General features: G+C 68.3%; 17 protein-coding genes. 7 read left to right on the top strand and 10 right to left on the bottom strand.

All coding sequences use genetic code 11. The annotated features are described in order from the left end of the window. Window positions 1–34: 34 nt before the first annotated feature. Window positions 35–973, top strand: coding sequence for a diaminopimelate epimerase (gene dapF, locus ACT3TD_RS03940; RefSeq protein ID WP_301443576.1), 939 nt, complete (start codon window positions 35–37; stop codon window positions 971–973). 20 nt (window positions 974–993) lie between these two features. Here dapF and ACT3TD_RS03945 read toward each other — a convergent pair whose 3' ends face one another. Together ACT3TD_RS03945 and ACT3TD_RS03950 are read right to left on the bottom strand one after the other, a co-directional pair. Then, window positions 994–1,497, bottom strand: a complete 504-nt coding sequence (locus ACT3TD_RS03945) for a hypothetical protein (RefSeq protein ID WP_301443575.1) — start codon at window positions 1,495–1,497, stop codon at window positions 994–996. After that, window positions 1,490–2,266, bottom strand: coding sequence for a hypothetical protein (locus ACT3TD_RS03950; protein ID WP_301443574.1), 777 nt, complete (start codon window positions 2,264–2,266; stop codon window positions 1,490–1,492). Before ACT3TD_RS03950 ends, ACT3TD_RS03945 begins: the two co-directional genes overlap by 8 nt. A 48-nt stretch (window positions 2,267–2,314) precedes the next feature. Here ACT3TD_RS03950 and hflX point away from each other — a divergent pair, with 48 nt between their 5' ends. Together hflX and ACT3TD_RS03960 are read left to right on the top strand one after the other, a co-directional pair. After that, window positions 2,315–3,769 (top strand): GTPase HflX, encoded by a 1,455-nt coding sequence (gene hflX / locus ACT3TD_RS03955; RefSeq protein WP_301443573.1) that lies wholly within the window; start codon window positions 2,315–2,317, stop codon window positions 3,767–3,769. Between the two features lie 19 nt (window positions 3,770–3,788). Continuing rightward, window positions 3,789–5,132, top strand: coding sequence for a uracil-xanthine permease family protein (locus ACT3TD_RS03960; RefSeq protein ID WP_301443578.1), 1,344 nt, complete (start codon window positions 3,789–3,791; stop codon window positions 5,130–5,132). A gap of 94 nt (window positions 5,133–5,226) precedes the next feature. Here the strand turns inward: ACT3TD_RS03960 and ACT3TD_RS03965 are convergent, their stop codons facing one another. Together ACT3TD_RS03965 and ACT3TD_RS03970 are read right to left on the bottom strand one after the other, a co-directional pair. Further along, on the bottom strand, window positions 5,227–5,496 hold the full coding sequence (locus ACT3TD_RS03965) for an HPr family phosphocarrier protein (protein ID WP_441579562.1): 270 nt from the start codon (window positions 5,494–5,496) through the stop codon (window positions 5,227–5,229). Window positions 5,497–5,630: 134 nt separating this feature from the next. Continuing rightward, a complete protein-coding gene (locus tag ACT3TD_RS03970) occupies window positions 5,631–6,419 on the bottom strand; it encodes a DeoR/GlpR family DNA-binding transcription regulator (RefSeq protein ID WP_441579561.1) in 789 nt (262 codons plus the stop codon). A gap of 240 nt (window positions 6,420–6,659) precedes the next feature. Here ACT3TD_RS03970 and ptsP point away from each other — a divergent pair, with 240 nt between their 5' ends. Beyond that, complete coding sequence (gene ptsP / locus ACT3TD_RS03975; RefSeq protein ID WP_301442363.1) at window positions 6,660–8,378, top strand: phosphoenolpyruvate--protein phosphotransferase; 1,719 nt, start codon at window positions 6,660–6,662, stop codon at window positions 8,376–8,378. 88 nt (window positions 8,379–8,466) lie between these two features. On the opposite strand, the gene lexA is transcribed toward ptsP, so the two are convergent. Next, entirely contained in the window at window positions 8,467–9,216 is a 750-nt protein-coding gene (gene lexA / locus ACT3TD_RS03980) for a transcriptional repressor LexA (protein ID WP_301442364.1), read from the bottom strand. Between the two features lie 512 nt (window positions 9,217–9,728). On the opposite strand from lexA, the gene ACT3TD_RS03985 reads away from it, so the two are divergent. Next, a complete protein-coding gene (locus ACT3TD_RS03985; RefSeq protein WP_301442365.1) occupies window positions 9,729–10,010 on the top strand; it encodes a hypothetical protein in 282 nt (93 codons plus the stop codon). A 93-nt stretch (window positions 10,011–10,103) separates the two neighbouring features. Continuing rightward, window positions 10,104–10,565 carry a transcriptional regulator NrdR gene (nrdR, locus tag ACT3TD_RS03990; RefSeq protein ID WP_301442366.1) on the top strand — a complete coding sequence of 154 codons (462 nt, stop codon included), beginning with the start codon at window positions 10,104–10,106 and terminating at the stop codon, window positions 10,563–10,565. Between the two features lie 13 nt (window positions 10,566–10,578). Here nrdR and hrpA read toward each other — a convergent pair whose 3' ends face one another. The 3 genes from hrpA to ACT3TD_RS04005 form a co-directional block, all read right to left on the bottom strand. Continuing rightward, window positions 10,579–14,694 carry an ATP-dependent RNA helicase HrpA gene (hrpA, locus tag ACT3TD_RS03995; protein WP_301442367.1) on the bottom strand — a complete coding sequence of 1,372 codons (4,116 nt, stop codon included), beginning with the start codon at window positions 14,692–14,694 and terminating at the stop codon, window positions 10,579–10,581. 98 nt (window positions 14,695–14,792) lie between these two features. Further along, a complete protein-coding gene (locus ACT3TD_RS04000; protein WP_301442368.1) occupies window positions 14,793–15,317 on the bottom strand; it encodes a carboxymuconolactone decarboxylase family protein in 525 nt (174 codons plus the stop codon). Between the two features lies 1 nt (window position 15,318). Next, a complete protein-coding gene (locus tag ACT3TD_RS04005; protein WP_301442369.1) occupies window positions 15,319–15,915 on the bottom strand; it encodes a peroxiredoxin in 597 nt (198 codons plus the stop codon). A 183-nt stretch (window positions 15,916–16,098) separates the two neighbouring features. Between ACT3TD_RS04005 and ACT3TD_RS04010 the strand changes: the two genes are divergently transcribed. Continuing rightward, on the top strand, window positions 16,099–17,073 hold the full coding sequence (locus ACT3TD_RS04010) for a hydrogen peroxide-inducible genes activator (protein ID WP_301442370.1): 975 nt from the start codon (window positions 16,099–16,101) through the stop codon (window positions 17,071–17,073). Here ACT3TD_RS04010 and ACT3TD_RS04015 read toward each other — a convergent pair. Together ACT3TD_RS04015 and ACT3TD_RS04020 are read right to left on the bottom strand one after the other, a co-directional pair. Continuing rightward, the gene (locus ACT3TD_RS04015) at window positions 17,070–19,625 is read right to left on the bottom strand and encodes a DEAD/DEAH box helicase (RefSeq protein WP_444614705.1); all 2,556 of its coding nucleotides are present in this window, start codon (window positions 19,623–19,625) and stop codon (window positions 17,070–17,072) included. The genes ACT3TD_RS04010 and ACT3TD_RS04015 overlap by 4 nt on opposite strands. An 8-nt stretch (window positions 19,626–19,633) precedes the next feature. Further along, window positions 19,634–20,686: a PAC2 family protein gene (locus tag ACT3TD_RS04020; RefSeq protein WP_301442372.1), complete on the bottom strand. Its 1,053-nt coding sequence runs from the start codon at window positions 20,684–20,686 to the stop codon at window positions 19,634–19,636. Window positions 20,687–20,734 lie beyond the last annotated feature (48 nt).

A 20,734-nucleotide genomic window follows, 5' to 3' on the forward strand; every position in this document is an offset into this window, starting at 1 on the left:
GTGGCCGAGTGCTACGGCGACTAGACTCTGCGGCATGGTTGAGCGCAGGCAGATCGAGTTAATCAAGGGTCACGGCACCGGCAATGACTTCATCCTGGTCCCGGACCCGGAGGCGACGGTGGACCTCAGCGAGGAGCTCGTGCAGTCGCTCGCCGACCGTCACCGCGGCATCGGGGCGGACGGGGTGATCCGCATCGCCACCACCGGTGCGCTGCTGGCCGCCGGGGTGTTGGAGCAGCGTCCCGAGGGGGTGCGCGACGGCGACTGGTTCATGGACTACCGCAACGCCGACGGTTCGGTGGCGGAGATGTGCGGCAACGGTGTGCGGGTGTTCGCCCACGCCCTGAGCGCGTTGTCGCTGGTCGGCGAGGACGACCGCTCGGCCGACGGCACCGTGCCGGTCGGCACGCGGGCCGGACGCCGCGACGTGCGAATCCATTCGGTGGACGACACCGACGCCGAGGTCAGCGTGGACATGGGGGTGCCGCGGGTGACCGGGCGTTCCAGCGCCACGCTCGCCGGGGCGTCCTACGAGGGTGTCGGCGTGGACATGGGCAACCCGCACCTGGCGTGCGTGGTGCCCGGGCTGACGCCGGACGCGCTGGCCGCGCTGCCGGTCGACCAGGCACCCGGCTACGACGAGGGTGTCTTCCCCGACGGGGTGAACCTGGAGCTGGTCACCGCGTTGCAGGACGACACGGTGCACATGCGCGTGCACGAACGGGGTGTGGGGGAGACGCTGTCCTGCGGCACCGGGACGGTGGCCGCCGCTGTGGCCGCCGTGGCTGCTGTGGACGCTGCAGATCGGTCGGGTGAGGACGGTGCGTGGTCACGGACGGTGCGCGTGGTCATCCCCGGCGGGGAGGTCGCGGTGACGGTGGGGCAGGACGCAGAGGGCAACCAGGTGCCCGCGGTGCTGCGCGGGCCCTCGCGGCTGGTGTTCACCACCTCGGTCACCGTGGAGCGCGGCTAGGGTTATCCGGGGTAACCCCGTCAGTACCGGGAATGCACCGAGTCCTGACGGGCGCGCTCCCACAGCCGTTGCAGGCTGAGCGCGCGCTGGTCGGTCTCGTGCAGCAGCTCGGTCAGGGTTGCCACGGTGGACAGTGACGTCGTCTGCTCCGGCAGGTGGCGCAGGAAACGTTCGCACGACGCGGCCGCGGCGTGGAACCGTGCCACGCTGGAGACCTCGGACCGTGCCGCGCACAGTTCGGGGCGGTGCAGCTGCCGGTCGCGGACCCGTGCGGGGTCGTTGGAGAACCGGAACTCGTCCCAGTCGTCCAGGATCGTGGCGATGTCGGTGGCGGAGAGGTCGATCGAGCGTTTCAGCGCGGCGATCTCGCGCTCGGAGTCCTGACGGACCACGGCGACGGCGGCGACCACCACCAGGATCACGGTGATGAGCACGCCCAAGCGGCCGAGTGTGCTGATCAGCAGCCACGACAGGGCTCCCACGACCACCACCCCGGCGAGCGCCTTGGAGATGCTTCTAGCCACAGGATCCTCCGCAGCCTCCTGACCCGCAGCCGCATCCGCCAGAGGAGCAGGACGCCGGGTCCACGGCGGTGGTCGTGAACTGGACGTTGCCGGAGAGGATCGTGCCGACCGGCAGATCGTCCTCCTCCCCCGCGGGCACCACGACCGTGAACGCGAAGGGGGCGTTCACCGTGCACACCCAGAAGGACTGGCCGGTCAGCGCGGCGGTACGACGCTCCGCGGCGGCGACCTCCACGGCGATGGACGCGCCGGCGTGCGGGGCGACCGCACCGGAGTTCAGGTCCGACAGGCCCGTGGACTCCACCGAACCGACGCGCAGGACGCCCGCGCGTGCGGCCTCGTCCCGCGTGCGGTAGACCGCGAGGTCCGCGGCGAGCGCGGTGATCTGCACCGGCTGATAGGTCAGCGTCCCCTCCTCGGACAGCAGCGGGCCCTGGGCGACGGTCGCGGTGAGCGAGGCCGTCACCGGGGCGCCCTCGGCGCGGACCTGCAGCATGGGGGAGTCGGCGACGATGTCGAGCACACCGACGATGTCGTCGACCATGCTGAGGTGCGCGGAGGTCTCCGCACCCCCGCTGAAGCTGGCGAAGGAACCGTAGGGCGGCACGGCGAGGATCACCAGGCGGGCACCGCTGGGGTCGTCGTACTGCAGGACCTGGCCGTCGCGGACCTCCCCGGTGACCCGGAGAGCCCCCGTCCCGTACGCCGCCTCCAGGGCGTCCTGCCAGCGGCTGAACTCCAACCCCACGCTTCTCAGTTCCGGAATCATGGGTGCGACTCTACTCCGTGGCCCCGAATCGTGGAAAGATGGTGGGCAATGACAAGCAACCAACAGAATCCTGAGACGCCGGAACCGGCTGAGACGTCCGTCGGCGAGCTCGATCTCGAGCAACGCTCCAGCCTGCGGCGCCTGACCCGCGGCACCAACGTCCACTCCACCGAGCAGGACGACGGCTACGACGTCGAGTACCGCAAGCTGCGCCTGGAGCGCGTGGTGCTCGTCGGGGTGTGGACCGAGGGCAACACCGCCCAGATCGAGGCCCGTCTCGCCGAGCTCGCCGCCCTGGCGGAGACCGCGGGCTCGGAAATCACCGACATGCTCTACCAGCGCCGCGACAAGCCGGACGCCGGCACCTACGTCGGCTCCGGCAAGGTCGAGGAGCTGCGCCAGATCGTGGTGGAGACCAACGCCGACACCGTCGTCGCCGACGGCGAGCTCAGCCCCGGGCAGATGATCGCCCTGGAGAAGGCGCTCGACGTCAAGGTCATCGACCGGACGATGCTCATCCTCGACATCTTCGCCCAGCACGCCAAGTCCAAGGAGGGCAAGGCCCAGGTCGCCCTGGCGCAGCTGGAGTACCTGATCACCCGCGTCCGTGGCTGGGGTGGCGCACTGTCGCGCCAGGCCGGTGGCCGGGCGGGCTCCAACGGCGGTGTGGGTCTGCGTGGCCCCGGTGAGACGAAGATCGAGGCGGACCGTCGTCGTCTGCGCAGCGAGATGGCGCGCCTGCGCCGCGAGATCCAGGGCATGAAGAAGTCCCGCGACGTGCAGCGTGGCCGCCGCGACGCCTCGGCGATGGCCCAGGTCGCTATCGCCGGGTACACCAACGCCGGCAAGTCCTCGCTGCTCAACGCGCTGACCGGAGCGGGGGTGCTCGTGGAGGACGCCCTGTTCGCCACCCTGGACCCCACGACCCGGCGGGCCGAGCTGGCCGACGGGCGTGCGGTGATGTTCTCCGACACCGTCGGGTTCATCCGCTTCCTGCCCACCCAGCTCGTCGAGGCGTTCCGCTCGACCCTGGAGGAGGTCATGGCCGCCGACGTCGTGCTGCACGTCGTCGACGGCTCCGACCCCTTCCCGATGGAGCAGATCGCCGCGGTGAACAAGGTCATCGGCGAGATCGCCGAGGACACCGGCGAGTCCGCGCCCCCGGAGATCCTGGTGATCAACAAGGTCGACCAGGCCGACCCGCTGGTGCTCGCAGAGCTGCGCAGCCGGTTGGACGACGTGCTCTTCGTCTCCGCGCACACCGGGGAGGGGATCGCCGCCCTGGAGAGCCGGCTGGAACTGTTCCTGAATTCCCGGGACGAGCACGTGGTCCTGCAGGTCCCCTTCGACCGGGGGGAGGTCGTCTCCCGCCTGCACGAGTACGGCACGGTGCTCAACCAGGAGTACACCGAGCTCGGCACCCGCGTGGAGGTCCGCCTTCCCGGGGTGATCGCCGCGGAACTGGCGGACCTGCGTATCGCGGACGACAGGGCGACAGAATAAGCTCGTCCGAATGGACGAGATGCAGGAGAAGAAGTCAGCGCCCGGCGGGGAACCTGAACGGGGGAAGCTGTTCGGGTGGACGCTCCACGGGGACGGCCGCACGATCCGCCCCGGGGCGGTCGTCGCCCCCGAGGAGCGGCTGACGTGGCCACGGACCGTGGGCATCGGTATGCAGCACGTGATCGCCATGTTCGGCGCCACGCTGCTGGTGCCCGCACTCACCGGCTTCCCGGTGAACACCACCCTGCTGTTCTCCGGTATCGGCACGATCCTGTTCCTGCTGATCACCCGCAACCGGGTGCCGTCCTACCTGGGCAGCTCCTTCGCCTTCATCGCCCCGCTGACCGCCACCCAGGCGGAGGGCTTCGCCGCCCAGCTCGGCGGGGTGATGGTCGCCGGAATCGTGCTGATCCTGGTCGGTGTCCTGGTCAAGGCCGCCGGACGGCGCGTGCTGGACGCGGTCATGCCCCCGGCGGTCACCGGTGCGATCGTCGCGCTGATCGGCCTGAACCTGGCCCCGGCGGCGACGGCGAACTTCCAGGAGCAGCCCCTTGTCGCCGCGGTGACCCTGTTCGCCGTCCTGGTGATCACCGTCGCCGGACGCGGTATGGTCGGCCGGCTGGCGATCCTCATCGGTGTCGTCGTCGGCTGGGTGTTCGCCGTGGTCACCGGCAACATCTCCGACGACGCCGGCGAGGTCATCTCCGACGCCGCGTGGTTCGGTCTGCCGGACTTCCACACCCCCGAGTTCCACGTCAGTGCGGTCCTGCTGACCCTGCCCGTCGTGGTGGTGCTCATCGCCGAGAACGTCGGACACGTCAAGGCCGTGGCAGGGATGACCAAGCGCAACCTGGACGACCAGGCCGGGCCCGCACTGATCGGTGACGGTCTGGCGACCACCCTGGCCGGCGGCTTCGGCGGGTCCGGCACCACGACCTACGCCGAGAACATCGGGGTGATGGCGGCGACGAAGGTGTACTCCACCGCCGCCTACTGGGTGGCCGCGGTCACCGCGATGGTGCTGGCCTTCGTCCCGAAGTTCGGTGCCGTGATCAACACCATCCCCTCCGGCGTGCTCGGCGGGGCCACGATGGTGCTCTACGGCATGATCGGCCTGCTGGGTATCCGCATCTGGCAGGACAACAACGTCAACCTGACCAACCCGGTGAACCTGTCCGCCGCGGCCGTGGCCCTGATCGCCGGCATCGGCAACCTCACCCTGCAGATCGGCTCGCTCGAGCTCGAGGGCATCGCCTGGGGCTCGGTGGGCATCATCGTGGGCTACCCGCTGCTGCGGTGGCTGTTCGAGAACGTCGGGGAGGGACGCGAACCCGCCGTGCGGGACTACCTCTCCCACAACTAGAGGCCGCGCCAGACAGAACCGGCCCCGACACCTGCCGTGCAGGTGTCGGGGCCGGACTCGACTGCGGTGACGGGTGCCCCCGTCGACGCTGTTCCTACTCTTCGTCGAGGTTCTTGGTGATCAGCGCGGCGATCGCCTCCACGGCCTCGGCGTTGTCGGACGAGACGGTCACCTCGTCACCGTGCTCGGCACCCAGGGCCATGATCATCAGCGAGGAGGATGCGTCCGACGGTTCCTCGTCGTCCTCCCCGGGCAGGGAGAGCAGGATCTCGTCGTCGTAGTTGGCAGCCGCCTCCGCGATGATGGTGGCGGGACGTGCGTGCAGGCCCACGGTGGAGCCGACGGTGACGGTAGTGGAGGCCATGGTTGTGAATGTCCTTATCAGGTCGTCGATCATGATGGTCGGGCGCTGACCGCCGGCAGTGCCCGGCGTGTGGTGCCCTCCCTGACAGCGTAGCCGAACTGTGCCGGATCGCGCCGTCACGACCGTCCCGCCTCTTATGCCGTGACGACGTTGACGTCCTCGGAGGAGAAGGCCTCTAGATACTGGCGCGGCGCGGCGTCGTCGGTCACCAGCACGTCGATCTCCGGCACGTTGGCGAAACTGACGAGGTAGTCGCGGCCGAACTTCGTGGAGTCGCACATCGCGACGACCCGGTCGGAGTTGGCGATCATCGCGCGCTTCACGGCGGCCTCCTCGGCGTCCGCGGTCGACAGGCCGTGGTCCATGGACAGGGCGTTGGTGCCGATGAAGGCGAGGTCGGCGTGGTGGACACCGATGGTGCGCAACGCGATGTCACCGACCACAGCCTGGGTGATGGGGCGGATGTGACCACCGATGAGCTGGACGTCCGACAGGCCCGCCGCCGACAGGCGGACGGCGAGGGGGAGGAAGTTGGTGAGCACCGTCAACCCCCGGTAGGGGTTGTCGTCGGGGCGTCCTGCCTCGGCGATGGCGTGCGCCAGCATCGCGGTGGTGGTGCCGGCGTCGAGGAACACCGTGCCGGTGCGCGGCAGGAGGTCGGCCGCGGCGCGTCCGATCCTGATCTTGGCCTCGGTCGAGGTGGTGCTGCGCAGCTCGATGGGGGTCTCACGGGTCTGGAAGGTGTTGGTGGGAACGGCGCCGCCGTGGACGCGGTGCAGTGCACCGTCGTTGTCGAGTACCGTGAGGTCACGGCGGATGGTTTCAGGGGTGACCGCGAACCGCTCTGCGAGCTCCACGACGGTGACACGCCCGTTGACCGCGGTCAGTGACGCGATCTGGCGGCGACGTTCCTCAGAGTTCATGATGTGCATTGTATGGGGTGGCGCAGGGATGAACGCCGATTCGGGGGTGGGTATGGCCCGGCGGGTGACCCCGGGGGGTGGGTGAAAGAGGGTATCGTGGTCGGCGAACCTGTCCATCACGTTCGTACCTCGACCCCGCGGGGTCGGACCCTCGGTAAAAGACCTCGGTAGATGACCTTGGTAGTTGCATCGACGTCCACCAGGTCGTGCGATCTGAAAATTTGTGGGAGACCAGACACTATGGCAGACACGAATCCCCCGGCAGCCCCCTCGGACGGCGAGCCCGTCGTCCTGAAGGGCAAGTCCGTAGTTCCCGGAACCGTCTTCGCACCGGTCACGTGGGTCACCGACCGTCCGGAGCTGCCCGGCCCGGACAAGACGGTCGGGGACGCCGACCGTGAGGCGGAGTACCAGGCCTTCGTCGACGCGGTGGACACCGTCTCGGAGCGCCTGACCTCCCGCGCGCAGACCGTGGAGGGCAATGCCCGCCAGGTGCTCGAGGCGACGGTGGCGATCGCCAAGGACCGTGCCTGGGCGAAGAAGGTCAAGAAGTCCGTCAACGGAGGTCAGACGAACCTGTACGCGGTCCGTCAGGCCACCGACGACTTCGTGGAGATGTTCCTGAAGGCCGGCGGTGTGATGGCCGAGCGTGTGACCGACCTGATGGACGTGCGCGACCGTGTCATCGCCGAGCTGCGGGGGGAGCCCGAACCCGGCATTCCGGACGTCGACACCCCCCACATCCTGTTCGCCGACGACCTCGCCCCGGCCGACACCGCCACGCTGGACCCTGAGCTGATCATCGCCGTGGTCACCGAGAAGGGTGGTGCGACGAGCCACACCGCGATCATCGCCCGCCAGCTCGACCTGCCGTGCATCGTCGCGGTGGGGAGTAACCTGCGCGGCGTGAGTGCCGGCACCGAGGTACTGGTGGACGGTGCGGCGGGGACCGTGGAGACCGGCGTGGACCCGGCGGAGGTGGAGAAACGGGTCACCGCCGCCGCCGAGCTGGCCTCGAAGGTCCGTGGCTGGCACGGCCCGGCACAGACCGCCGACGGCCACCGGGTGCAGCTGCTGGCCAACGTTCAGGACGGCGCGGCCGCCCGCCAGGCCGCGGAGTCCGTGGCCGAGGGGATCGGGTTGTTCCGTACCGAGCTCGGCTTCCTCAGCGAGACCACCGAGCCGTCCGTGGAGGAGCAGGCGCGGCGCTACGCCGAGGTCCTCTCCGCGTTCCCGGAGGGCAAGGTCGTGATCCGGACGCTCGACGCCGGCTCGGACAAGCCGGTGCCCTACGTGATGGCGGAGACCGAGGAGAACCCCGCCCTCGGCGTGCGCGGTCTGCGGATCGCGCGGACGAACCAGAAGCTCCTCGAGCGTCAGCTCGACGGCATCGCGTTGGCGCTGAAGCTGTCCGGCCGTGAGGACTCCGCGGCCCAGACCTGGGTGATGGCGCCGATGGTCGCCACCGTCTACGAGGCGAAGTGGTTCGCCGAGCTGTGCCACGAGCGTGGCCTCGTGGCAGGCGCGATGATCGAGGTTCCGGCGGCTGCGCTGATGGCGGACAAGATGATGCCCTACCTGGACTTCGTGTCCATCGGCACCAACGACCTGACCCAGTACACGATGGCGGCGGACCGCATGTCGGCGTCGCTGGCACACCTGACCGACCCGTGGCAGCCCGCGGTGCTGCGCCTGGTCCACACCACCTGCCGCGCTGGTGCGGTGACCAAGACGGCCGTGGGGGTCTGTGGTGAGGCTGCCGCGGACCCGGTGCTGGGCTGCGTGCTCGCCGGTCTCGGTGTGACCTCGCTGTCCGCGGCACCGCCCGCACTCGCCGCGGTGGGTGCACAGCTGGGCGAGGTGGACTTCGCGGTGTGCCGCGAGATGGCCGCCGCCGCGCTGGACGCCGACGGTGCCGAGGAGGCCAAGGCCGCCGCCGCAGCCGTGCTGGGGCTCTAGCGCACCCTGTACCCACGCGAAACCCCCGGAGACCTCTGACGGAGACTGTCCGGGGGTTTCGCCTATCTGCGTGGGGTTTGCGGGGTGCCTAGATCTTTCGCAGCACCGCGACCACACGACCGAGGATGTCGGCGTTGTCACCCGGGATGGGTTCGAACAGGTCGTTGTGGGGGAGCAGCCAGACGCCGGCGTCGTCCTTCTGGAACTCCTTGACCGTCGCCTCCCCGTCGATCATCGCGGCGACGAAGTCACCGAGTTCGGCGACCTTCTGGGAGCGCACGGCGACCCAGTCGCCGTTGAAGATGCCCGCGTCGCGCATGGACTCACCGACAACCTGGAGCAGGAACAGCTCCCCGCCGCCGACGAGTTCCTGGGGGAGAGGGAAGTGGGCCTCGACGTGCTCCTCGGCCAGGATGGGCGAACCGGCGGCGATCTGGCCGACGACGGGGACGAAGGACGGTTCCGGCATCCCCGCAGGACCGCCGGCGTTGGCGGGCTTCGGCCCCGGACGGTTGTCGACCTCGTCCTCGAAGTCCCTGATGTCGACCGCGCGCGGCTTGTTGTCCTCGCGGCGCAGGTACCCCTTACGCTCGAGCTCGCGCAGGTGGTAGGACACCGAAGAGGTCGAGTTCAACCCGACCGCGTCGCAGATCTCGCGGATGCTCGGCGGGTATCCGCGGAACCGGGTCGCGTCCTTGATCACGTCCATGATGCGCCGTTGACGGTCGGAAAGCTTCTCCCTCCCCTTTGCGTCGAGCGCGGCACCTGCCTCGGTGACCTTCGCCCGCTTTCGCTTGCCTGCCGTGGTTCCCACGGAGGACTTCTGCTTCTCTGACATCTGACCCACTCCTGGACTCGTTGTACCGGTCGTGTCCCCGACCTTACATGACCGAACGGACATCGTTGGTCAGGGTGTTCGAAAAATTCGGGAAGGCTGTGGACATCATCGAACACCCGTGCTACCTTCGGGTGCAGATACAGAACTTCGAACACACGGACGAAGAATGTGCCGTCGGAATCAGTCGATGTCCGTCCGCGGTGCTGTCATGGTCCTTGTCTGAAGCCGGGAATCCGGTCTGCTTCCACGGAAAGAGGGTTGTCATGAGCACGATGTCGGTTGAAAGTCGTCGGTCCGGTCTCCGCCGTCCCGTCTATCGGCGTCCGGAGTGGTCCGGGTCGGAGATGGATGGTTTCTCGAACACCTGGGGGGAAGGATCGGTCCGGACCCCCTCGGTCGTGCAACGGCAGCGGTACCTCCGTCAGGGCAGAATTGCTGAACGTCCGTTCGAGCCGACCTCCCGGTACGCAAGAATGCGGCGTCGTGCGTCGATGGTCGTGGGTTCCCCGGGCATGACCGTGTTGTCGCTGGCCACACTGGTGGCTTTCCTCGCCGTCTCGCCGGCGGTCACCGGCCCGCAGGAGGACACCGTGACCCCGACCGGGACGACCACCGTCACGGTGAGCGAGGGCCAGAGTCTGGCGGAGATCGCCGAGCAGCACGTGCACGGGGCCAGCGTCGGCGATGCGGTGGCGAGGATCGCCTCGCTCAACGACGTCAGCGAGCTGGGTGGCGACGGCGACCACGGGGACTCCCGGGTGAGCAACCGGGACGTGGTCATCCCGGTCTACTGACCGGCCCCGTCGGCCGACGGTGGTTCCGCCCGGGGGCGGGGGTAGCATGTGGGAACACCTACCGTCCTGACGACCTCCGCAAGGGAGAACACCGTGCTCTGTCCAGCCTGCCGTTCCGAGGACTCCCGGGTCGTGGACTCCCGCACGGTGGAATCAGGCTCCGCTATCCGCCGCCGCCGCGAATGCCTCTCCTGCAAGACCCGGTTCACCACCCTGGAACGTTCCGTGCTGCTGGTCACCAAACGAAGTGGCGTCACCGAGGAGTTCCGCCGCGACAAGGTGATCAGGGGAGTCGGTCGCGCCTGCCAGGGCCTCGAGGTCTCCGGGGACGACCTGAAGATCCTGGCCCACGACGTCGAGCAGTCACTGCGTGCCTCCCACGGCTCGCAGGTCGCCGCCGACGACATCGGCCTGGCGATCCTGGAGCCCCTTCGCAACCTCAACGAGGTCGCCTACCTCCGGTTCGCCTCGGTCTACAAGTCCTTCCGGTCGACCGAGGATTTCGAGAAGGAGATCCGGGCGCTCCAGGAGCGGCGAAGCGACGCGACCGGGTAGCCCTCCCCCGGGGCTACCTGATCTTCGCCAGTGCCTTACGCACCCGGGCGACACTCGCCGGACGCGACGTACCCAGGTTCTGGGCGTACAGCGACACCCGGAACTCCTCGACCAGCCAGAGGACATCCTTGAACTGCGACGAGGCCGCCCGAATCGCCGGCAGGCGGCGCCGGGCCTCCTCGACCGCCTCGAGGCACTCCCTGACCTGGTCGTCGAGGTCCTCCTCCCGGTCCGGGTCAGACTCCATCATCTCCAGGCGCGACTGCATCGCTGCAACGTACCGGGGTACGTGACGAAGATGTTCCACGCCGTTCTTGGCCACCTGGTGGGGTCCGAGGAAGAACTCCAGCTGCGCCTTCATGTCCTCGATGGCAGCCCCGTCCCACGCCGAGAGCTCCTGCGACATGTCCGCCACGGCAAGGACCGCCGGGGTGATCGCCACGAAGATCTGGCGGACCAGTCCCGGGCCGCGGTCCCTCGCGGCGCTGACCGCCTCGGCGCACCGTTCCGGATCGCGGATCACCGGACCGTACTGTTCGAGCAGGTTTCGACAGGCCAGTACCCGGCAGTCGTCCACCAGAGCGTCCGCGCCGCCGTGCGGATAGGTATCCACCGCCACACGCTGGCGCAACTGCAGTCCCTTGACCATCTGCTTCGTGGAGACCTGGCAGGCCGCCACCATCATCTCCAGGACCGTGGAGAACTGCTGGCCCGCCGCCGCCTGCGGGGTGGGGAAGGCCTTCAGCACGACGCCGTCCTTGCCCGCCGAGACCAGCGCGGGGTAGGCCGACGTGGTCTGGCCGTCCACCACGGTCTCGACGGACTCGGGGATGACCCCGATGCCGTCGCTGCTCCAGCTCGCGGAACGGGCGAGCACACCACCGGTACCCCCTGCACCGTTTCCGCCGCGTCGTCCCCGGCCCTTCTTCTTCGTCGGGCCATGGGACGCGGAGTCCTGCGGGGTGGGGGCGGCGCCCCCGGACGCGCCGTTCGACCCGCGGGAGGAGCGTGCCGTGGCGGAGGCGATGGACTGGGTGATCTCGCCGGCCAGGTCGTCCTGCAGTTCACCGAGGTCCTTCGAGGTCGCGATGACCTTGCCCCGACGGTCCACCGCGGCATAGGTCATCCGCAGGTGGCCCGGGACCCGGTCCCAGTCGAAGTCGGAGGGGCTGATCCCCGTGCCGCCGAGCGAGCGCAACGCATCAGCCAACGCCTGGTCGACGGGGCCGTCATAGGGGGTCATGCGCTCCAGCGCGGCCCGGGCGAACTGCCCGGCCGGCACGACCGAGGTGCGTAACGGCTTGGGGAGCGTGCGGATCAGTGCGATGCACAGTTCCTCGCGCATGCCTGACACCAGCCACCGGGTGTCGGTGTCGGTGACACCGGCGAGCAACGGTAACGGGATGCGCATCGTGATGCCGTCGGCTGGATCGCCGGGACTGAAGACGTACGTGAGGTCGAACTGCATCGCCCCCTGGCGCCACGTGTCCGGGAACTCCCGGGCCTCTGCCGCGGCACCGTCGGAGCCGATGAGCGCCTCCGGGGTCATGTCGAGCAGGTGTGGGTCGTTTTGCCGGGCCTTCTTCCACCAGGAGTCGAAGTGGGCGGCCGACACCACCGAGGACGGGAGGCGGGCATCGTAGAAGCTGTAGAGGGTGTCGTCGTCGACGACGATGTCCCGGCGTCGTGCCTTGTCCTCGAGCTGCCCGACCTCGTCCAGCAGCTCACTGTTGTGGCGGAAGAAGCGGTGGTTGCTGCGCCAGTCTCCCTCCACGAGCGCGTGGCGGATGAACATGTCGCGCGCTGCCTCCGGATCGGTCTTCGACAGGTTGACCCGGCGGTCGGCGATGACCGGCAGGCCGAGCATCGACGCCTTCTCGATGGCCAGAGCCGCACCCTGCTTGCTGGACCAGAACGGCTCCGCGTAGGAGTAGCGCATCAGGTGTGGGGCGACCTCCTCGAGCCACTCGGGGACGACCGGGGCGACCGTGCGGGCGAACACCTGGGAGGTCTCCACCAGTTCAGCGGCCATGACCCACTGCGGCGGTTTCTTCGACAGATGCGAGGACGGGTGGATCACGAATGTGGTGTTGCGGGTGCCGGTGAACTGGCGGGAGTTGCCCTGGCGCATACCGACGTTGGTCAGCAGACCCGTCAGCAGCGACTTGTGGACCTCGGTCTCGTCGACGGACGTCGCCTCGCGCTTCCCGAGACCACTCGTGGCCGTCTCGGCGTCCTGGTCGCCGAGGTCGAAGGTCAGCTCACGGAAGTGGCGCACGTTGGGGATCTTCCACCGCAGCTCCTGGATGACCGTGAGCAGCTGACGGACCAGATCCATCCACTCCAGGACGCGGACGTAGTGGATGAACTCGTCGCGGCAGAGCCGGCGGAACTTGTTGCCGGAGAGCTCCCGGCGCTGGGCCTGGAGGTAGTTCCAGAGCTTCAGCACCGAGATGAAGTCGGAGTTCGCGGCGAACCGGGCGTGGAGCTGGTCGGCGCGGGCCTGGTGCTCGGCAGGACGTTCGCGGACGTCCTGGATGCTCAGTGCCGCCACGATGACGGCGACCTGTTCCAGAACGCCGTTGGCGTGGGCGGCCGACAACATGCGCGCCAGACGGGGATCGGTGGGGATGCGCGCCATGTCGCGCCCGATGTCGGTGAGAGTCGGGCCGCCGTCCTTGCCCTTCTCCTTCTCTTTGTCCTTCTCCTTGGGCTCGTTGGCCAGTGCGCCGAGTTCGCGCAACAGCTGGACGCCGTCGCGCACCGACTTGGAGTCCGGAGGCTGGAGGAAGGGGAACTCCCGGATGTCGCCGAGGTCCAGGGCGGTCATCGACAGGATCACGCTGGCGAGGTGGGTACGCAGGATCTCCGGGTCGGTGAACTCGGGCCGTGCCTCGAAGTTCTCCTCGGAGTACAGGCGCACGGCGATGCCGTCGGAGGTACGTCCGCAACGGCCCGATCGCTGTTTCGCCGACGCCTGGCTGATCTCCTCGACGGGCAGGCGCTGCACCTTCGTGCGGTGCGAGTAACGCGAGATCCGGGCGTAGCCGGTGTCGATCACGTACTTGATCCCCGGCACCGTCAGCGACGTCTCGGCGATGTTCGTGGCGAGGACGATCCGACGCCGTGACCCGGTACTGAAGACCCGGTGCTGTTCTGCAGAGGAGAGACGTCCGTACAGGGGCAGGACGTCGACCCCGCGCCACTGCTGGTCCGACAGCGCGTCCGCGGCGTCGCGGATCTCCCGCTCCCCGGAGAAGAAGCAGAGGATGTCGCCGGGCCCCTCGGCGATGAGTTCGCGGGCGGCGTCGAGAAGACCGTCCAACGGGTCCGTCTCGATCTCACGCACCCCACCGCCGGACTCGGTGCGGTCCTCGGTACGGGTGAGCGGGCGGTAGCGCACTTCGACGGGGAAGGTGCGTCCGGACACCTCGATGACCGGGGCAGGGTTGCCGTCGGCGTCGGCGAAGTGGCGGGCGAAGGACTCCGGGTCGATCGTCGCCGAGGTGATGATGACCTTGAGGTCGGGTCGCTTCGGGAGGATCTCGCGCAGGTAACCGAGCAGGAAGTCGATGTTGAGGCTGCGCTCGTGCGCCTCGTCCACGATGATCGTGTCGTAGGCGCGCAGCATCCGGTCGCGTTGGATCTCGGCGAGCAGGATACCGTCGGTCATCAACTTCACCGCGGTGGAGTCGTTGACGTGGTCGTCGAACCGGATCTTGTAGCCCACACGGCTACCGGGTTCGCCGACCTTCTCACCCAACTCGTCGGCGATACGGTCGGCGACACTGCGCGCGGCGATACGTCGCGGCTGGGTGTGACCGATTCGACGGGTCTCGCCCCGGCCGAGCTCCAGGCACATCTTCGGCAGCTGGGTCGTCTTGCCGGAACCGGTCTCACCGGCGACGATCACGACCTGGTTGTCGCGCACGGCCTCCATGATCTCGTCGCGGCGCGTGGAGACGGGCAGGGACTCCGGGAAGTTGAGGTTCTGCGTCAGGTTCGCCCGTGGGGTCTGGCGCGGGGGACGGCCGGAACCTCGTCCCGACCCTCGTCCCCGTCCCTTACCGCGTCCGCGCTTCCTGCCCGAACGTGGGGTGCCACTTGCGTTCTTGTCCTCGGAAACCACCCGGTGATCCTACCACTGACATGACTGCGGCCCCGCCCCCTGTCACCAGGGGGCGGGGCCGCGGCAGAGCGGAGGATCCGCAGGCGGACTGATGCGTCCTAGCGTGCGTCCTCGATCTCGATCGCCTGGGCGACGCCCTGGACGACGGCGGCGACCTTGACCGCCTCGAAGACCTGCTCCTTGGTCAGTCCCTCGTCGCGCACGGTCTTCTCGTGAGCGATGGTGCAGTGGTCACATCCGTTGATGGTGGACACGGCGAGGGAGAAGAGCTCGAAGTCGACCTTCTCGATGCCCGGCTTGCTGATGACGTTCATCCGCAGGCCCATCCGGACCTGGGCGTAGTCGTCACCGAGCCAGCCACGGGCGCGGTAGGCGACGTTGTTCATCGCCATGATCGAGGCGGCGGCCAGCGCGGCGTCGTACGCCTCGTCGGAGAGGTGCGCCTTGGCCTCGTCGGAGATCTCGGAGAGAACCTGGTCGTTGCGCGACGCGGCGGCCGCGGCAACGAAGGTGCCCCAGAGCTGCTGCTCGGTGAGCTCGGTCGAGCGGGCGAGGGAGCTGAGGTTGAGCTTCAGGTCCTTGGCGTAGTCGGGGAGACCCGACTTCAGGTTGTCGATCGACATATTAGTTCAGCGCCTCCTGGACGACGTCCATCTTGTTGATGTTCTTGGTCGGGTCGTTGGCCTGCCAGTTGCAGGCGCAGACCTCCTCGGACTGCAGGGCGTCGAGCACACGCAGGACCTCGTCGACGTTGCGGCCGACGGCGTCCGGGGTGACGGAGACGAACTGGATCACGTTGTCCGGGTCGACGATGTAGGTCGCGCGGTCGGCCACGCCGCCGGCGTTCTCCACGCCCAGGGCGCGGATCAGGTCGTGGCGGACGTCAGCGAACATCGGGAAGGGGACACCCTTGAGCTCCGGGTGGGTCGCGCGCCAGTTGAAGTGCGCGAACTCGTTGTCCGTGGAGCCACCGAGGATCTGGGTGTCGCGGTCCTGGAACTCCTCATCGAGCTTGCCGAATGCAGCGATCTCGGTGGGGCAGACGAAGGTGAAGTCCTTCGGGTAGAAGAAGACGACCTTCCACTTGCCCTGGTACTTGCCGAGGTTCACGTCCTCGAAGTAGTCGTCCGGCTGCTGGGCGTTGGCCTCGTGCAGGTCCCCGCCCTTGAGGGCGGTGAGGTTGAACTCGGGGAACTGGTCGCCGACGGTGAGAATGGACACGGTGAATGCCTCCTGGTTTCGTGAAAATATGACGCTCGTGCTTCGTCTTGAGCAACAACGATTATGCCATGAAATCAGAACTGATGCAAAGGTATAACTGATTTATTGGGAGAGCTTGATAGGGAGGCCTTATGGTCGCTCGTAGATAGGGTCCTGCAAGGATCGTGATGTAGAGTCATAGGCATGGTCAATAAGGATTACCGGCCGACGATCGCTCAACTCAGGACCTTCGCCACCGTTGCCGAGCACGGACACTTCGGCGTCGCCGCCCAACAGTTGGGGATCTCCCAGCCGTCGCTGTCGCAGGGGCTCGCGGCACTCGAGAGCGGCCTGGGTGTCCAGCTCATCGAGCGCTCGACCCGGCGGGTCATCGTCACGGAGATCGGACGCGAGCTGCTGCCGTTCGCCCAAGCCACGCTGGACAGCATGGACAGCTTCACCGGCCACGCGCGCGGGGCCCAGGGCGGGCTGTCGGGCTCGATGTCGCTGGGCATGATCCCCACGATCGCCCCGTTCGTCCTGCCGGCGTTCCTCCGGTCCTTGCCGACGACGGCACCGGATCTGGAACCGAAGATCGTCGAGGACAAGACGACCAACCTGATCGACTCGCTGAAGAACGGGGGACTGGACGCCGTCGTCGTGGCGTCGCCGGTCTCCGGTGCGGGAGTCGAACAGATCGAGCTGTACCGCGAGGAGTTCGTGGTTGTCCTGCCCGAGGGACACCCGCTCGCCGGGCGGCGCGACCTCTCGCTCGACGACCTCCAGGACCTGGACTTCCTGCTGCTGGACGACGGCCACTGCCTGCGCGACCAGGTCCTGGACCTGTGCCGCTCGGTGTCGTTGACGGTCGACCCGGCGCACTCGGTGACCAGAGCGGCAAGCCTGTCCACGGTGGTGCAGTGCGTGATCGGTGGCCTGGGATCGACCCTGGTTCCGTTGAGCGCGGTGTCCGCAGAGTGCGACCGGCCCGGATTAACCTTGGCCACCTTCGAGGGAGGCGCGGCCACCGCCGGACGCACGGTGACGTTGAGCCACCGCACCAGCTCCAACCGTGCCGATGCCTTCCACGCCATCGGGGCGGTCGTTGCGTCGGCCTACGAGTCGGCGCTGGCCCGCAACCGTGAGGTGCTGGAGTCGAACCTGGGACCCAGAAGCTAGCCGCGGACCACGCGCAACTCGCTGAGCCGCACGTCACCGGCCTCGTCGGAGGCGTCGAGGTCCACCACACCCTCGAAGGCCCACCCGTGGTCGCCCTCCGGGTCGTCCAGGATCTGCCGCACCGTCCAGTGCCGTCCCTCTTCCTTGACCAGGATGAGTTCGGGTGAGCGGGCGGCGGCGTCGACGCCGATGTCGGAGTACTCGTCGAAGTACGCGTCCAGCTCCGCCGGCCAGTCGGGGGCGGCGGTGAGGTAGTCGTCCATCTCCGCCAGCTGGCCCTCCTTCTCGAAGGCGAAGAGCTCCACGTGGCGGAAGAAGTGGTTGCGCACCATGCGCCGCAGCGCGCGGGGGTTGGAGCTGAGCAGGGAGGGGTCGTCGACGCCGAAGGCGTGCTCGGCGACCTGTTCCTCGGTCGCCGGGGCGTCCGGGTCGGCCATCGCCGACCACTCGTCGACCAGGGAGGAGTCCACCTGGCGGATGAGCTCGCCCAACCACACCACGATGTCCTCGAGCTCCTCGCTGCGGTGCTCCGGGGGTACGGTGTGCGACAGCGTGCGCCAGGCGTCCGTGAGGTACCGCAGCACGACTCCCTCCGACCGCGCCAGGTTGTAGGTCGCCACGAGGTCGGAGAAGGTCATCGCCTTCTCGATCATCTCGCGGACCACCGACTTCGGGGAGAGGTCGAACTCGGACGCCCACGGGTTGGACTCGCAGAAGATGTCGTAGGCCTGCTCGAGTTCCTCCTCCAGCGGCTTCGGCCAGGTGATGTCCTCGACGAGGGCCATGCGTTCGGTGTAGTCGACGCCCTCGGCCTTCAGCGCCGCGATCTCCTGGCCGCGGGCTTCGCGCTGCTGGGCGGACAGGATCTGGTTCGGGTTGTCCAGGATCGCCTCGACCGTGCTGATCACGTCGAGGGTGTAGCTGTCCGACTCCGAGTCCAGCAGGTCGAACGCCGCCAGGGCGAAAGGGGACAGCGGCTGGTTCAGCGCGAAGTCACGCTGCAACTCGCGGGTGAGCCTGGCGTCCTTGCCGGACGGGGTGTCGGCGTCGTACTCCTCGACGATGTCGGTGCGCAGCAGGCCCCGGTAGAGGTCGATGGTGGTCAGGATGTCGCGGTTCTGCTTCGCTCGCGTGTCGTGGTTGTCGCGCAGCAGGCCCTTCAGCGCGTCATACGTCCACTGGTCGCGGGCGATCACGTTGATCAGCATGGAGTGCGACATCTGGAACTGGCTGACGAGTTCTTCCGGCTCGGCGGTGGTCAGACGCTCGAACGTCGACTTCGACCACGTGGCCCGACCCTCGGGGGCGGACTTCTTGCGGAGCTTCTTCAGCTTCTTCGGGTCCGAGCCGGCGCGCTCGCGGAGGCGGAAGTTCTCGATCTCGTGTTCCGGGGCCTCGACGATGACCGTGCCCTCGGTGTCGTAGCCGGCGCGTCCGGCTCGTCCGGCGATCTGGTGGAACTCCCGGGACTTCAGGATGCGGTGCTTGATCCCGTCGTACTTCGCCAGCCCGGTCATCAGGACCGTGCGGATCGGCACGTTGATGCCCACACCCAGTGTGTCGGTCCCGGAGATCACGGTGAGCAGCCCCTGCTGGGCGAGTTTCTCGACGAGCCGTCGGTACTTCGGCAGCATGCCGGCGTGGTGGATGCCGATGCCCTTGCGCAGCAGACCGGACAGCGTCTTGCCGAAGGCGGAGGTGAACCGGAAGCCGCCGATCGCCTCGGCGATCGCGGCCTTGCGCTCCTTGTCGACGAAGTTCATGCTCGTCAGCGCCTGGGCGCGTTCCACGGCCTCACGCTGTGAGAAGTGCACGATGTAGACGGGCGCCCGGCCCTTGTCGACGAGCTCCTCGAGGGTCTCGTGGACGGGTGTGTAGACGAAGTCGAAGTCCAGCGGCACCGGGCGCACGGTGCCGGTCACCGGGGTGGTGGGCCGTCCGGTACGGCGGGTGAGGTCCTTCTCCAGCCAGGCGGTGTCGCCCAGGGTGGCGCTCATCAGCAGGAACTGTGCCTTGGGCAGGCTCAGCAGCGGGACCTGCCAGGCCCAGCCGCGGTCCGGTTCGGAGTAGTAGTGGAACTCGTCCATCACCACCTGGTCGATCTCGGCCGCAGCACCGTCACGCAGGGCGATGTTCGCCACGACCTCGGCGGTGGCGCAGATGACCGGTGCCTTGCCGTTGACGGTGGCGTCACCGGTCATCATGCCGACGTTGGCGGGGCCGAAGATCTCGCACAGGGAGAAGAACTTCTCACTGACCAGGGCCTTGATCGGCGCGGTGTAGAAGGTGCGCTTCCCGTGGGCCAGGGCGATGAAGTGTGCCGCGGTCGCCACGAGGGACTTGCCCGAGCCGGTCGGTGTCGCCAGGATGACGTTGTCGCCGGAGGCCAGCGCCATCGCCGCCTCCTCCTGGGCGGGGTAGGGGCTCAACCCCCGGTCGCGAGCCCAGGCGAGGAAGGACTCGAGGACGGCGTCGTCGACGAGACTCTCCGGAACCTCGGCGAGATCGGGGAGGAGTCCGGAGAGCGTGGGGTCGGATACGGGGGTCGTCACCTGGGTAGTTACCTGTCGGAGTCGGAGTCGGAGTCGGGGTCGTCGGAGTCGTCGGGGTCTTCGCCGTCGCCGGTGTCGTCGCCGTCGAAATCGTCGGTGGTGCCGGCGAGGAAGCGCTCGACCTCGGCGCTGATCTCTTCGCCGGACGGCACCTCCTGACCGGGTGCCAGCAGGGCGTTCTGACCTGCGTCGCCGTCGTCACCGGCGTTGTCGAGGCCACGGCGGCGGTCGTCGCGTTGACGCAGGCGCGACTGCTCCTCGTCGTACTGGCGCTCCAGGGCCCCGACCACGGACGCGATCTCCGTGGAGTCGTCGACCTGGTCGGCGAGCTGCTGGCGGACCTTGTCCATGTCGGCTTCCAGGGCACGCAGCGGGAGGTTGAGGTCGCTGACGGACTCCAGCGCGTGCAGCAGACCGTACGCCGCCTCCGGGTAGTCGGAGGCCGCGATGTAGTGGGGCACGTGCGCGGTGAGCCCCACGGTGGTCAGTCCCTTGCGCGACAGCAGCAGCTCCACGTCGAGCATCGCCGCCCCGGGGACCATCATCCGCGAGTCCCAGGTGTGCAGCCCTTCGGTCAGCGAGGGGTCGGAGGAGTGCGCCGAGACGATCAGCGGCCGGGTGTGCGGCACCGTCATCGGCGCGGCGTACATCGACACCACCCGGTCCACACCGGAACGTGCGGCGAGTTCTGCCACCGCCCGGCTGAAGGCCTCCCAGCGGAGGTCCGGCTCGGGGCCGGAGAGGAGCATGAACGGCCGACCGTCGGAGTCCTCCATGCGGTGCAGGGTCAGTGCCAGGCTCTCGCGGCCCACGACGCGCCCGTTGTCGAGGGTGACGCCGGGACGCCGGGAGCGGTAGTCGATGAGTTCGTCGACGTTGAAGGTTGCCACGGTGGCGTGGTCGAGTGCCTGCAGCAGGTGCTGGCTGGCCTGTTGCACGCCCCGACCGGCATCGGCGTAGCCCTGGAGCGCGACGACCATCGAGAGTCCGTCCTCACCGTCGACGGAGTGGGCCGAGGGGCCCGGGTACTCGAGTTCGTACATACGGTTGCTGTCGGACATGTGCGCGTACTCCCTTCACTGACGTGCGACGCAGTGGATCTACTCTAC

Origin of the sequence: Corynebacterium sp. AOP36-E1-14, assembly GCF_052377495.1 — a bacterium.
In the GTDB taxonomy this organism is placed as follows: domain Bacteria; phylum Actinomycetota; class Actinomycetes; order Mycobacteriales; family Mycobacteriaceae; genus Corynebacterium.

Bases quoted from the DNA above. Each gene is read 5' to 3' on its own strand.
- ACT3TD_RS03965 (WP_441579562.1), bottom strand. From the start codon at position 5,496: ATGGCCTCCACTACCGTCACCGTCGGCTCCACCGTGGGCCTGCACGCA.
- lexA (WP_301442364.1), bottom strand. From the start codon at position 9,216: ATGTCAGAGAAGCAGAAGTCCTCCGTGGGAACCACGGCAGGCAAGCGA.
- dapF (WP_301443576.1), top strand. From the start codon at position 35: ATGGTTGAGCGCAGGCAGATCGAGTTAATCAAGGGTCACGGCACCGGC.
- ACT3TD_RS03970 (WP_441579561.1), bottom strand. From the start codon at position 6,419: ATGAACTCTGAGGAACGTCGCCGCCAGATCGCGTCACTGACCGCGGTC.
- ACT3TD_RS03985 (WP_301442365.1), top strand. From the start codon at position 9,729: ATGACCGTGTTGTCGCTGGCCACACTGGTGGCTTTCCTCGCCGTCTCG.
- ACT3TD_RS04000 (WP_301442368.1), bottom strand. From the start codon at position 15,317: ATGTCGATCGACAACCTGAAGTCGGGTCTCCCCGACTACGCCAAGGAC.
- ACT3TD_RS04020 (WP_301442372.1), bottom strand. From the start codon at position 20,686: ATGTCCGACAGCAACCGTATGTACGAACTCGAGTACCCGGGCCCCTCG.
- ACT3TD_RS04010 (WP_301442370.1), top strand. From the start codon at position 16,099: ATGGTCAATAAGGATTACCGGCCGACGATCGCTCAACTCAGGACCTTC.
- ACT3TD_RS03950 (WP_301443574.1), bottom strand. From the start codon at position 2,266: ATGATTCCGGAACTGAGAAGCGTGGGGTTGGAGTTCAGCCGCTGGCAG.
- ptsP (WP_301442363.1), top strand. From the start codon at position 6,660: ATGGCAGACACGAATCCCCCGGCAGCCCCCTCGGACGGCGAGCCCGTC.
- hflX (WP_301443573.1), top strand. From the start codon at position 2,315: ATGACAAGCAACCAACAGAATCCTGAGACGCCGGAACCGGCTGAGACG.
- ACT3TD_RS03960 (WP_301443578.1), top strand. From the start codon at position 3,789: ATGCAGGAGAAGAAGTCAGCGCCCGGCGGGGAACCTGAACGGGGGAAG.